Consider the following 12,661-nt stretch of genomic DNA (forward strand, 5'->3'; position numbering starts at 1 on the left):
GGCCGTTCGGTGGCTGCGCACACTGGCGGACGCGTCCTCGGGACCGCGAGCGCCACCGGCCCGTGCGGCGACGAAGGCCTCCGACGCGCTGCTCGTGCGACGGGCCTCGCCGCCCCCGTGATCCTCCACCCTGGTCCCCTTCTCGATTTGGACCGACACTCGACGGCCCGGCCGCCGGGCACGGTCATCGTAAGCACGCAGAAGCGCGGTCGCCGCCCGAGTGATCCACCCTGTGGATGCCGCCTAGACCGAGGCTCCCGGCTCAGGCGTCGATGCGCTCGCGGTCGACCTCTGCCGCGGACTCGATGATGAAGTCCTTGCGAGGGGCGACCTCGTTGCCCATGAGCAGCTCGAACGTGCCTTCCGCGGCCTCGAGGTCTCGCATCGTCACCCGGCGCAGGGTGCGGTGCCTCGGGTCCATCGTCGTGTCGGCGAGCTGGTCGGCGTTCATCTCCCCCAAGCCCTTGTAGCGCTGCATGGGCTGCTTGATCCTCTTGCCGCTCTTCTCGAGGCGGGAGACCGTGCGACGCATCTCGAGCTCGTTGTAGGTGTAGATGAGCTCGTTCTTCTTGGACCCGGCGTTGATCACCTCGATCCGGTGCAGCGGAGGCATCGCCGCGTAGACCCGACCGGCCTCGACGAGGGGACGCATGTACCGGAAGAAGAGGGTGAGCAGCAGGGTGCGGATGTGGGCGCCGTCGACGTCGGCGTCGGTCATGATGATGACCTTGCCGTAGCGGGCAGCGGCAAGGTCGAAGCTGCGTCCCGAGCCGGCCCCGATGACCTGGATGATCGAGGCGCACTCGGCGTTCTTGAGCATGTCCGAGACCGAGGCCTTCTGGACGTTGAGGATCTTGCCCCGGATGGGCAGCAGGGCCTGGAACTCGGAGTTGCGGGCCTCCTTGGCCGTGCCCATCGCCGAGTCGCCCTCGACGATGAACAGCTCGGAGCGGTCCACGTCCGTCGTGCGACAGTCCCGCAGCTTCGTCGGCAGGGTGGAGCTCTCGAGCGCGTTCTTGCGCCGCTGGGTCTCCTTGTGCAGTCGCGCGCTGATGCGCGACTTCATCTCGGAGACGACCTTCTCGAGGAGCAGGGCGGCCTGGGCCTTGTCCCCCCGCTTGGTCGAGGTGAGGCGGGCGGTCAGCTCGTTCTCGACGACCTTGGCAACGATCGCGCGCACGGCGTTGGTGCCCAGCACCTCCTTGGTCTGGCCCTCGAACTGCGGCTCGGCCAGTCGCACGGTCACGACCGCGGTCATCCCGGCGAGGACGTCGTCCTTCTCGGGCTTGTCGTTGCCGACCTTGAGCCGCCGGGCGTTGACCTCCAGCTGGCGTCGGAAGACCTTGAGGAGGGCCTGCTCGAAGCCGGCGACGTGGGTGCCGCCCTTGGGGGTGGTGATGATGTTGACGAACGACTGCATGCGCACGTCGTAGCCCTGCCCCCACCGCAGCGCGATGTCGACGACGCACTCGCGCTCGAGCTCGGTGGGGGTCATGTGGCCCTCGTTGTCGAGGATCGGCACCGTCTCCTTGAACGTGCCAGACCCCTGGAGGCGCCACACGTCGGTCACGGCGGTGTCCGGGGCGAGGAACTCGACGAACTCGGTGATGCCGCCGTCGTGGTGGAAGACCTCCTCCACCGGGCCCTCCGCCGCGGGGGTGCCCGGAAGGCCCCGCTCGTCCCGGATGACGAGCCGGAGCCCGGGGACGAGGAACGAGGTCTGCCGAGCCCGGGCGACGAGGGCGTCATAGTCGAGCAGCGAGCCCTTGAGGAAGATGTGGGGGTCCGGCCAGAACCGGACGCGGGAGCCGGTGACACCGCGCTTTGCCTTGCCGATGACCGGCAGCGCACTGCGCTTCTCGTAGGGCGCGAACCGGGAGTCCGGGGAGTGGACCGGGCCGGCGTCGGTGAAGACGCCGGGCTCGCCGCGCCGGAAGCTCATCCCATAGGTCTTGCCGCCCCGGTCGACCTCGACGTCGAGACGGGCGGACAGCGCGTTGACGACCGAGGCGCCGACGCCGTGGAGCCCTCCCGTGGCGGCGTACGAGGTCCCGCCGAACTTGCCACCGGCATGCAACTTGGTGAAGACGAGCTCGACACCCGAGAGGCCGGTGCGCGGCTCGGTGTCGACCGGGATGCCGCGGCCGTTGTCCCGAACCTCGATCGAGCCGTCGCCGGACAGGATGACGTCGATGTGGTCGCACACCCCGGCGAGCGCCTCGTCCACGGCGTTGTCGATGATCTCCCACAGGCAGTGCATGAGGCCGCGTTGGTCGGTGGAGCCGATGTACATGCCCGGACGCTTGCGCACGGCCTCCAGTCCCTCGAGGACCTGGAGGTGGCGGGCGGTGTAGTCGCCGTTGCCGTTGGGGACGGGGCGGGAGGCGGAGGCCAAGGCGGTGGATCACTCTCTTCGTCGGGGCTGGCTCGGGGTGGTCGGCAACGGAAGCCTAACGATCCTCCCTCGGCCGGGCCGGGAGGCTCGCGGCAGGGGTCGCGGTGGGTAGGGGACGCGTAACGATCCGGACATGACGCAGTTCTCCGGAGCCTTGCCTCCGAGTCGGGAAGGAATCCGCGTGATTCACTGTTGGAACGTCCACGACGCACGGCTAGCGGGTGATGGTGCCCCCAGCGGGGCAACGCAATCCTTTGGTCGAGCGTCTTGGTATATGACAGGGTTCAGTCTCGGCTGAGCCCCAAGAGGGTGGAGAGAAGGCGAGCACGATGAACACAGCACTGGCACCCGAACTGACCGCGTCCGACCGCTGCGACCGCTGCGGCGCCCAGGCCTACATTCGCGCCCGTCTCGTCACCGGCGGTGAGCTCCTCTTCTGCGCCCACCACGGTCGTCAGCACCTTCCCGCCCTGATGGACCGGGCCGTCGACATCCGCGACGAGAGCGACCGACTCACGGAGACCCCGATCTCTGCTCCCGTTGAGGAGCGGTGAGGGCGAGCCGACGCGGCGCCTTCGGGTGACCCCTCCTGACGTGGCGTCGCCGTGATCACCGGGCTGAACGTCCTGGTCCTGGTTGTCATGATCGTGGGAACGGTCGGGATCGTCGTCCCGGTTCTCCCGGGTCTGCTCCTGGTGTGGGCGGCAACGCTGCTCTGGGCCGCCACGAGCCAGTCGACGGGTGGCTGGGTGGTCTTCGGGCTCGCCACGGCCATCTATGCCATGGGGCTGGTGTCGCAGTACGTCATTCCTGGTCGGCGCATGCGGGCAACAGGGGTGGACTCGCGGATCCTCGCGGTCGCCCTGGTGGCCGCGGTCGTCGGCCTTTTCGTGATCCCTCTGGTCGGTGCGCCGATCGCCTTCGTCGGGACGGTGTACCTGCTCGAGCGGGCGAAGCACCGGCGCCATGATCGAGCGTGGACCGCAACGCGTCATGCGGTGCGCGCGGTGATGCTCAACATGGGGATCGAGCTGCTGACGGCGCTTCTCATCATCGGCACCTGGGCGATCGGCGTCTTCCTGACCCGCCCGTGAGCCCTGCGGGAACGCTCAGGACCTCAGGTCGTATGCCGCTGGGCTCGGTTCTCGAGGGCCGCTGGCGGCCGCGTCACCACTGGTCGTGACGTCGCTTGTCCCAGCGCTCCTCCAGCCGGTCCATGAAGGTGCCCGATTTTCCACCGGAGGAACGTCCCTTGGCACTCTTGCGGGGGTTGACGGCTCCTTCCGGACCCACCGTGCCCAGTGGCTGCTTGGCCGGGGTGATCGCCCAGACGATGCCGGCGACCATGGCGGCGAACCCCACCGCGCCCAGCCAGATGTTCGAGCTCATGGCCGCGAAGATGATCAGCGCCAAGCCGACGATTCCGGCGGCAACACCCACGACGATTCGTCCCCGACCCAGCGCACGTGACTTCGTCTTCTCGATCCGCGATGCGAATCGCGGGTCCTCGGCGTAGAGGGCCTCCTCCATCTGCTGGAGCAGTGCCTCCTCGTGTTCCGAGAGTGCCACCTGGCACCTCCCTGTCCTGCGGTGTTGTCGACTCGACCGTCCTACGACGGCTGGTCGTAGGGGGCTCTCCCTTTCAGGATAAGTCTCGTTTACCCTCCTGTGAACCCGAACGAACCTAGGCGGCCGAGGGTTCCGCGTTCTGACCGGATCTCGGCGGCGTCCGGCCGGCTCTGCGGACGCTCATCGCCGCCCCGACGCGGGTCCGGACGGGCGACCGGACCTGGGGTCCGCCCCCAGGGCCGAGTCCGGAATCAGGCTCGCCGGGCGGACAGCTCCAGCGCCGAACCGGGCGCTGGCCCGGTCCACGGCCCGGTCCGCGTCCCGCCAGCCGTGCTCGGGCTCATCCAGCGCCGACTGGATCGGGGCGGCGTTCGCCGGGACGAGGCCCTCGAGCCGGACCCCGACCAGCCGAATGCGGGCGCGTTGCAGTCCGAGCCGATCGAACAGCTCGACGGCAGTGGCGAAGATCTCACGGGAGACGTCCGTGTGATGGCGCAGGGTCTTCGCTCGCGTGATGGTCGTGAAGTCCGAGAAGCGCACCTTGATCGAGATGGTGCGTCCCGCCATGCCGGCGGATCGGGCCCGGGCAGCGGTGCGGTCGGCCAGTCTGAGGAACTCTCGGTGGATGCGCTCCGGGTCGTCGATGTCGTGGGCGAAGGTCTCGTCCGCCCCGATCGACTTCTCCCTCCGCTCGGGGACCACCCTGCGGGGGTCGCGGCCCCAGGCCAGGTCGTGGAGACTGCGTCCGGCGACGTCGCCGAGGGCGCGCTGGAGGGTCTCGAGCGGGGTGTGGGCCAGGTCCGCGACGGTGCGCAGGCCGAGCTGGTGCAGGTGCTCCTCCGTCTTGTCACCGACCCCCCAGATGGCCCCCACCGGTAGCTGGTGGAGGAAGGACACGGTCTCGTCGCGGGGGACGACGATGAGGCCGTCGGGCTTGGCGAGCGTCGAGGCGAGCTTGGCGACGAACTTCGTCGAGGCGACGCCGACCGAGCAGGTGATTCCCTGCTCGTCGGCGATGGTGTCGCGCAGCTGCTCCGCGATCTGGGTCGGGGAGCCGAGCCGTCGCACAGCGCCGGACACGTCGAGGAACGCCTCGTCGAGCGACAGCGGCTCGACGTGCTCGGTGACGGCAGCGAAGGTGGCCATCACGGCGTCCGAGATGGCGGCGTAGCGGCGGTGGTCGGGTGCGATGACGACGGCCTGCGGGCAGAGCCGCCGCGCCCGAGCCATCGGCATGGCCGAGGTCACCCCGAAGGTTCTCGCCTCGTAGGTGGCGGAGAGGACCACCGAGCGCCCACCCGCGCCGCCGATGATGACCGGCTTGCCGCGGAGCTCTGGTCGGGAGATCAGCGAGGCAGACGCATAGAAGGCGTCCATGTCGACGTGCAGGATGGTGCAGCCGGTGTCATCGGGCGGCCCTTCCTCGGTCCGCTCCGGGGCGGTGAACTGCCGACGGCTCATCGCCGGTCCTCCTGCACGAGGCCCTGGAGGAGGACCCGCACCAGGACCAGCACCAGGTCCAGCACCAGGACCATGGGGCAGCGGGACTCAGTCGCGCCGGGCGATGAGGTGGAGCCCATTTCCGAGGGTCCGGAGGAACTCTCGTCCGGGCCCGGCCACGAGGATCTCATCGAGCTCGGCCAGGGCCGCGCGGTCCGCGTCGGAGTCGATGAGGGAGGCGGGGACGAGGTGACCGAGGATGTTGGTGCCGCGGACCTGGGCGACGGTGAGCCCGGCGTCGGCGAGCAGCCCTTCCAGCCGGTCCAGGTCGAACCGGCGCGGCAGCGGGTCGGTGCGACCCCACCGCCCGTCCGGGTCGAGCAGGGCCGCGCGGGCCTGCGCGAACTCCCCTGCCACGGCCTTGGCGAAGACCATCGCGAGCCGCCCCGCGACGAGGAGGGAGAGCGTGCCTCCGGGACGGAGCACGTCGGAGATCGCCCGCAGCGTGGCCGCGGGGTCGTCGACGAACTCGAGGGCACCGTGACAGCAGACGAGGTCGAACCGGCGACCGGACAGCACGCTGTCGAGGGAGTCACCGTCTCCTTGGATCGCGATGAGGTTGTCGTGGATGCCGGCCTCGCGAACGCGACGGGCCAGGGCCGCCAGTGCATCCGGGCTCGGATCGACGACTGTGACCTGGTGGCCGTCCTCGGCGAGGGGCACGGCGACGCCGCCGGTGCCGCCCCCGAGGTCGAGCACGTCGAGCTGTCGTCCGAGGATGCGCGCCTCCTCGTCGGCGTGGGCGCGCACGGAGGAGACGACGGCGGACAGGCGGGCACCGACGCGGTGCTGCGGATGCTGCTCGTCTGGCACGGCGTCCTCCAGGTCTGGCGGCAGGTTTCTGGCAGGTTCACCCTAGTGCCCTGCGCTTCCCGGACTCGCGTGCCACAGCTTGCGCGGCGGCCCGTGCGGGACGTCGGAGGGCACGAGAGCGGCCCTGCTCCGAGACTCCCGGACGTCACCCCCGGCAGGACGGATGTCGGCGTAGGGCGACTGCTTGAACCCGGACGCATGGACGAGCACCCGGCGCCCGGCGGGGGTCTCGCCGACTCCGAGGGGTCGGTCGGTGCCGTCCTCCCCCGGGTCACCGGTCAAGGAGCCCGCACGCTCCCAGGCGACCCGGTCAGCGGCTTCGAGGGCATCGCGCACCGCTGCGATCCCGCCCGCGGTCCAGGCATCCTGCAGGGCGCTCAGCTCCCAGGCGCCGGTGGCGCGGATCGACACCCCCTTCGGCCCGGTGCGTCGCACGATGCCACGACAGAGCAGCAGCCACGAGTGGAAGACCGTCGACGCATAGGGGCCTTGGACGTCCTCGAAGAAGGTGAGGTCGACGGGCCCGGTCGCGTCATCCAGGGTGAGGAAGACGACCCGGTGCCCGGATCGGATCGGCGGGGTCTGCGTCGCGACCTTGACGCCCGCGACCCAGACCTCTCGACCGCTTCGCCCGGACAACAGCTCGTCGGAACGGGTGACCGCGAGGGCATCGAGCATCGGACGGTAGAAGTCCACGACGTGACCGCTGGCATCGAGCCCGAGCACCTCGAGCTCGGCACGCACCCGCTCGGGGCCGGTCATCTCCGGCAGGCCGCTCGTCGCAGTGAGCCGGGGAGCGTCCCCGAGGTCGAGCGCGAGCTGCACCGGCACGTGCGACGGGACGGGTGCCGGCGCCTGGGACTGCGCCGCAGCGAGGGCCCGGATGTCACCCGACTCGGACACTGCGGTGATCCGTCCCCGGTGCGACGCGGTGCTGGCACCCCGGCTGGTCGAGCTGCGTCGAGCCAGACCTCGGGTGGCACTCGTCGTCCGACGCTGGGAGGTGGTCCACCGGTCGAGCTCGGCGACGTGGAGCAGCAGATCGCGCCGAGTCACCCGACCGCGCCGCCCCAACCCGCTGCGGGACCCCGGCACACTGCGGCGGGGCGAGCCCCGTCCACCCGATCCACCGGAGGCCCGCTCATCAGACCTGGTGGAGACGTCTCCACCCAGCCCCCCGGAGACCACGCCCCCCGTGACGATGTCGTGGATCGAGTCGAAGGCCCCGGCGAGGACGAGCCGCTCTGCCACCGGACGGGACACGTGGGCGCGCTGCCAGAAGTCGGCGAGGTTGGCGTAGGGCTGCCCCGCGACGATGTTCGCGATCTCGAGGTCGGTGATGCCACGCACGTCGGCGAGGGACAGCCGGATCGCCTCGTCGCCGTCCTCGGTGCGCTCGAAGCGGTAGTCCCCTGTCGAGACGTTGACGTCGAGCCCGAGGATCGTGATGCCGAAGGCGCGCGCGTCATCGAGGATAAGTCGCTTGGGGTACATGCCCGGATCATGGGTGAGGACCCCTGCGAGGAACGCTGCCGGGTGATGGGTCTTGAGCCAGGCGGACTGGTACGTCGGCAGGGCGAAGGCAGCCGCGTGGGCCTTGCAGAAGCCGAAGGACGCGAAGGCCTTGAGGACATCCCAGATCTGGTTGACCTCGTCACGGGAGTAGCCGCGGGCGCGGGCCGCGGGCCGCCACCACTTCTCGACCTCGTCCTGACCGTGTGGTGAACCGAGTGCCCGGCGCACCTCGTCGGCCTCGGCGAGGCTCACTCCGGTCGTCTCGGCGACGAGCTTGAGCACCTGCTCGTGGAAGACGACGACCCCCTCGGTCTCCTGCAGTGCCGGCACGAGCGTGGAGTGAAGGTAGGACGGCTCCTTCCATCCCTGCCTGGCGTTGAGGAAGGGGACGATCATGTCGCTCTTGACCGGACCGGGTCGGAACAGGGAGATGTCGATGATGATGTCCTCGAAGGTCTCCGGCCCGAACTTGCCGATGAGCTCACGTTGCCCCGGGCTCTCGATCTGGAAGCAGCCGAGCGTCCTGGTCGACCGGATCAGCTCGAAGGTCTCACCGTCGTCGAGGGGGACACAGGTCTCGTCGTCGAGGTCGACCCTCGTCCCGTCGACCCGCTCCACCTCCGTCACTGCGTGGGCCATCGCCGACTGCATCCGGATGCCGAGGACGTCGAGCTTGAGCAGGCCCAGCGCCTCGACGTCGTCCTTGTCGAACTGGCTCATCGGGAAGCCGAGCCAGCTCGCCTCGACCGGGGTCCGGTCGAGGAGCCCGGAGTCGGACAGCACCACTCCGCAGGGGTGCAGCGCGATGTGGCGGGGCAGCCCGTCGAGTCGCTCGACGATGTCGTACATCAGCTGGAGCCGCGGCACGTCGAGCCCACTCGCCCGGAGCTCGGGCAGCTCGGCAAGCGCGTTGCGGACGTTGCGGGCCGCGATGTGGGGAAACGCCTTGGCCATCGCGTCGATCTCCTGCGGCGGCAGGCCGAGCGCCGCACCGGCGTCGCGGATCGCGTGGCGCACCCGGTAGGTGTCCATCATCGAGACGCAGGTGATGCGTTCGCCGCCGAAGTGGTCGAGGATCCGCTCGTAGATCTCGGTGCGCCGGGCGGACTCGACGTCGATGTCGATGTCGGGCAGCTCGGCCCGCAGGGGTGAGCAGAACCGTTCCATGAGCAGGCCATGCCGCAGCGGCTCCACCCCGGAGATGCCGAGCAGGTAGTTGACGACCGAGCCCGCCCCCGATCCCCGTGCCGCGACCCGGACCCCCATCTCACGGATGAGGTCGCAGACCTGTGCCACGGTGAGGAAGTACGTCGCATAGCCGAGTGTCTCGATCACCTGCAGCTCGTCCTCGAGCCGCTCGCTGACCGCTGCGAGCTGGCTGCCGCTGTGGTCGGGGTAGCGCGTCGCGATCGACTCGCGGCACCGCCTCGCCAGGACCGCCTGCGGGTTGACCCCTTCACGGATGCCGAGCACGCCCGGCTCGGGGAGGTGGACCGAACCGATGCCCAGGTCGGCGCGGGGGTCCTGGACGCACTCGGTGGCCAGCGTGGTCGTGCGGGCAACCAGCTCGGCGGCCTGCTGCCGCACCAGGGGTCCCCCACCGACGAGGCCCGGGCCGGAGACCTGGACGACGTCACGGGCGAGGGCGTGCATGACCGGGGTCGGCGAGAGGTGCCCGGCGGTGGTGACCCGGTCGAGGTGACGCGCGTCGAGTGCGACCAGCCGGCGCGCCGCATCGAGGACGTCCACGATGGCGGCGTCCTGTGGGTCGGCGTGCCGCACTGCTGCCGTGATCACCGTCGGGACCCGGACCTCTGCGGCGAGCGCGAGCATCCGGCCGGCTTGCCCCAGGCTCCCGGGGAGGTGCTCGGGACCCCCGTGGCAGACGATCTCGACGGCGAGTCCGTCGTGCGGGAGCAGCTCGCGCCACCGCTCCAGGGCGGCGCGGGCGAGTGAGTGCTTCTTGGCCAGCACCGCGCGACCGACATCGGAGTCGGGGCCGAGGAGCACGACGAGCGGGGATCCCGAGGACGCCGGTCGGGCGTGCTCGGCGAGCAGGCGTGCGGTCGTCACCGGGTTGCCCCGCTCGCCACTCAGGTGGGTGTCCGTGACGAGCCGACAGAGCGCCGCCCACCCGGCTCCCGGGGGAAGACCGGTGCGACTCCCCCGGGCCAGGACGGTGACACGGGGCCGTCGCGGGTCGACCAAGGCGCCGCCTCGTACCGGGGTGCGGCCCCGCCCCCCATCGCCGGCCCGAGCCCTGCCGGTCCCAAAACCACTGCGCGCTCCGCCCGTCGCGCCGGGAAAGCGGCGCGGCTCGATCGGGTCCGGGCCGAGGGCGAGGTCGACCCCGAGGATCGGGTCGACATCCCGGTCCATGCAGGCCCGGACGAACTTGACCGCCCCGTAGAGCCCGTCGCGATCCGTGAGAGCGAGCGCCGGCTGCCCGAAGGCGGACGCCCGCTCGACGAGCTGCTCCGGCTTGGCGGTGCCGTATCGCATCGAGTAGCCCGACGCGACGTGCAGGTGGACGAAGCTGTCGCTCATCGGACGAGTCGGGTCCCGCGGAGCGGCGTGGTGAGGTCGGGCAGGGGCACGGTGATCGGGACCCCGAGGATGCCCTGGACGATCTCCAGGAACATCTCCGCCTGGCGGAGCAGGTCGTCGGCTTCCCGGGCCGGGATCCACCCGCCCCGGTCGATGACCGAGCGGTGGGCGGAGCAGGCCGCGAAGAAGGCGGCCCATTCGGCGAGCTCCGGGGCGACCCCCGGGAGGACCTGCCAGACGCTGCGCGGCCGGGACCGGGGAGAGGGAGTGGTGCGGGCTGCCACGAGAGCGGCAGCTGCGCGAAGCGCCCCCAGGTGGGCATCCCGGTAGCGCTCCGAGGCGTCGGCCGTGCGGCAGCCCTCCTCGAGCGTGCCCCTGGCCCGCCCGAGCAGGTCGAGGACCGCTGGGGGCAGGGGTGGTCGGGGGAATGCCATCGTGCCGCGGCCGGCCGACCCTCGGTCTGCACCGCCGGGCCTCTGCCGGGCGGGTGGTGCTGACGTTGGTGCTGACGTTGGTGCTGACGTCGAGGCGGACGACATTGAACCTGAGGTTGACCGTGAAGCCGGGGCCCCACCGGATGCGAGAGTCATCAGATCTCCTTCAGTCGGCGACGCGGACGAGGGACCACTGGTCGCCCTGGGCCGACTCGTCGTGGGCGAGGTCGTAGACCCCGGGCGCGAACGACCACCCGGGGCTCGCCTCGACCCGCCAGACCTGCTGCTCGCTCGCTGCGGCCGCGATCGATCTCCCCGGCCGGACATCCGCCTCCTGCGCGTCGAGCGCATCCCGCCACCAGGCGCGACGCTCCCGCCAGTGCGAGAGGACGCCGCGGACGACGTAGAGGCGACCGCGCCAGATGAACGCCTCCGGCCGGTCTGGCTCCCCCACCCGGACCGCGACCGGATCACTGAACCTGCGCACCACGACACGTCTCCTTTCGGGACACACGCCGAGGCGGGAGAACACGACCCGGACGACCGCTGCTCCACCGCGGACGCCCGAACACCCTGCCGACGACTTGAACTTGGTTGTGGACCTGTGTGGAACACATTCGAACATGTGTTCGATATCGCCAGCCTAACCCCCACCACCGACCGGCTGCAACCACGAGCCTCGACCTTCAGGAGCCCGGCGCTGATCCGGTATCACCCGGCATCCCCTGGTTATCCGCCCAGCGCAAGCGGGCCGTTTCGGGCCCACGGAAGCGAGCTCAGCGGCATACTGCCTGAACCGGACAAACTGAGTACGCGTGCTCAGGCAGCCCGGTCGCGGTCCCGGCAGAGTGGCACCGCGGGCCGGTCCGCGAACGGAGGGTTGCAGGGGTGCCATCCGCTCGTGGATCGGCCTTTCGCGTATGCCGCTGGGCCGGCTCGGCTGCCCGACCGCGGCCCTCGGGTCGGCTCAGAGGTTGCCGAAGACCTCGAGCGTGGCAGACGACCGGTTCATCGTGATGAAGTGGATGCCGGGTGCGCCCTCGTCGAGCATCCGACGCGCCGCCTCGGTGGCGATGGCCAGGCCCTCCTGACGCACTGCTTCAGCGTCGTCGCCGTGTCGCTCGAGGCGATCGGTGACCGCCGTCGGCATGGGTTGTCCCGCGAGCTCGGCCATCCGTATCACCTGGCGCGTGTTGGTGATCGGCATCAGACCGGGGATCACGGGGAGCCCGGAACCGCGACGGACCAGCTCGTCGCGAAGCCTCAGGTAGTGGTCGACGTCGAACACCATCTGGGTGATGGCGAACTCGGCGCCCTCCCGCTCCTTGCGCAGCAGGGTCTCGACGTCGTCCTCGATGCTCCGGGACTCGGGGTGACCGTCCGGGAACGCCGCGACCCCGACGGTGAAGTCGCCGAGGCCCCTGATGAGACGGACGAGCTCGTCGGCGTGGTTGAGACCCTGCGGGTGGGCCACCCACGGCCGGCCCAGGCCCCCCTCGGGGTCGCCGCGCAGTGCGAGGATGTTGCGGACACCGGCCGCCGCGTAGTGCCCGACGACCTGACGCAGCTCCGCCACCGAGTGTCCGACGCAGGTCAGGTGCGCCATCGGCGTGAGGGAGGTCTCCTCCAGCACACGCTGCGTGAGTCGGACGGTGCGGTCGCGGGTGCTGCCGCCCGCGCCGTAGGTGATCGAGATGAAGCTCGGCGACACCTTCTCGAGACTGCGAATGGCACCCCAGAGCTGCTCGGCGGCAGCGTCGTCCTTCGGCGGGAAGAACTCGAAGCTGAAGGTAGGCGTCTCGGACGTGACCATCGCGACCAGCGACCGCGTGAAGCGCTCTGCGCGAGTCATGGAGGAAGCCATGCCGTGTGCCATGCGGCCACCATA

The 12,661-nt window shown here is 70.4% G+C and carries 10 protein-coding genes; 2 read left to right on the forward strand and 8 right to left on the reverse strand.

Going from position 1 to position 12,661, the window contains the following annotated elements; all coding sequences use genetic code 11:
* Positions 1–262: 262 nt before the first annotated feature.
* Entirely contained in the window at positions 263–2,395 is a 2,133-nt protein-coding gene (locus tag ABWV20_RS07570) for a DNA gyrase/topoisomerase IV subunit B (RefSeq protein WP_353354262.1), read from the reverse strand.
* A gap of 329 nt (positions 2,396–2,724) precedes the next feature.
* Between ABWV20_RS07570 and ABWV20_RS07575 the strand changes: the two genes are divergently transcribed.
* A complete protein-coding gene (locus tag ABWV20_RS07575; RefSeq protein ID WP_353354263.1) occupies positions 2,725–2,949 on the forward strand; it encodes a DUF7455 domain-containing protein in 225 nt (74 codons plus the stop codon).
* A gap of 51 nt (positions 2,950–3,000) precedes the next feature.
* Positions 3,001–3,489 carry a DUF456 domain-containing protein gene (locus ABWV20_RS07580; RefSeq protein ID WP_353354264.1) on the forward strand — a complete coding sequence of 163 codons (489 nt, stop codon included), beginning with the start codon at positions 3,001–3,003 and terminating at the stop codon, positions 3,487–3,489.
* 73 nt (positions 3,490–3,562) lie between these two features.
* Here the strand turns inward: ABWV20_RS07580 and ABWV20_RS07585 are convergent, their stop codons facing one another.
* The 7 genes from ABWV20_RS07585 to metF form a co-directional block, all read right to left on the reverse strand.
* Positions 3,563–3,964, reverse strand: coding sequence for an SCO2097 family morphological protein (locus ABWV20_RS07585; RefSeq protein ID WP_353354265.1), 402 nt, complete (start codon positions 3,962–3,964; stop codon positions 3,563–3,565).
* Positions 3,965–4,144: 180 nt separating this feature from the next.
* Complete coding sequence (gene dinB, locus ABWV20_RS07590) at positions 4,145–5,425, reverse strand: DNA polymerase IV (RefSeq protein ID WP_353354266.1); 1,281 nt, start codon at positions 5,423–5,425, stop codon at positions 4,145–4,147.
* An 87-nt stretch (positions 5,426–5,512) separates the two neighbouring features.
* Positions 5,513–6,277, reverse strand: a complete 765-nt coding sequence (locus ABWV20_RS07595; protein ID WP_353354267.1) for a class I SAM-dependent methyltransferase — start codon at positions 6,275–6,277, stop codon at positions 5,513–5,515.
* A gap of 42 nt (positions 6,278–6,319) precedes the next feature.
* Positions 6,320–10,339, reverse strand: a complete 4,020-nt coding sequence (locus ABWV20_RS07600) for a DNA polymerase III subunit alpha (protein ID WP_353354268.1) — start codon at positions 10,337–10,339, stop codon at positions 6,320–6,322.
* Positions 10,336–10,773: an SAV_6107 family HEPN domain-containing protein gene (locus tag ABWV20_RS07605; protein WP_353354270.1), complete on the reverse strand. Its 438-nt coding sequence runs from the start codon at positions 10,771–10,773 to the stop codon at positions 10,336–10,338. Before ABWV20_RS07605 ends, ABWV20_RS07600 begins: the two co-directional genes overlap by 4 nt.
* Positions 10,774–10,939: 166 nt before the next feature.
* Positions 10,940–11,263 (reverse strand): DUF6504 family protein, encoded by a 324-nt coding sequence (locus ABWV20_RS07610; RefSeq protein ID WP_353354271.1) that lies wholly within the window; start codon positions 11,261–11,263, stop codon positions 10,940–10,942.
* 477 nt (positions 11,264–11,740) lie between these two features.
* A complete protein-coding gene (gene metF / locus ABWV20_RS07615) occupies positions 11,741–12,649 on the reverse strand; it encodes a methylenetetrahydrofolate reductase [NAD(P)H] (protein WP_353354272.1) in 909 nt (302 codons plus the stop codon).
* Positions 12,650–12,661: the final 12 nt, after the last annotated feature.

The sequence above is a fragment of the Intrasporangium sp. DVR genome (genome assembly GCF_040365325.1).
In the GTDB taxonomy this organism is placed as follows: Bacteria; Actinomycetota; Actinomycetes; order Actinomycetales; family Dermatophilaceae; genus Intrasporangium.

Excerpts from the sequence above, each read along its gene's own strand:
- ABWV20_RS07575 (WP_353354263.1), top strand. The coding sequence starts at position 2,725 with ATGAACACAGCACTGGCACCCGAACTGACCGCGTCCGACCGCTGCGAC.
- dinB (WP_353354266.1), bottom strand. The coding sequence starts at position 5,425 with ATGAGCCGTCGGCAGTTCACCGCCCCGGAGCGGACCGAGGAAGGGCCG.
- ABWV20_RS07600 (WP_353354268.1), bottom strand. The coding sequence starts at position 10,339 with ATGAGCGACAGCTTCGTCCACCTGCACGTCGCGTCGGGCTACTCGATG.
- ABWV20_RS07605 (WP_353354270.1), bottom strand. The coding sequence starts at position 10,773 with ATGGCATTCCCCCGACCACCCCTGCCCCCAGCGGTCCTCGACCTGCTC.
- metF (WP_353354272.1), bottom strand. The coding sequence starts at position 12,649 with ATGGCACACGGCATGGCTTCCTCCATGACTCGCGCAGAGCGCTTCACG.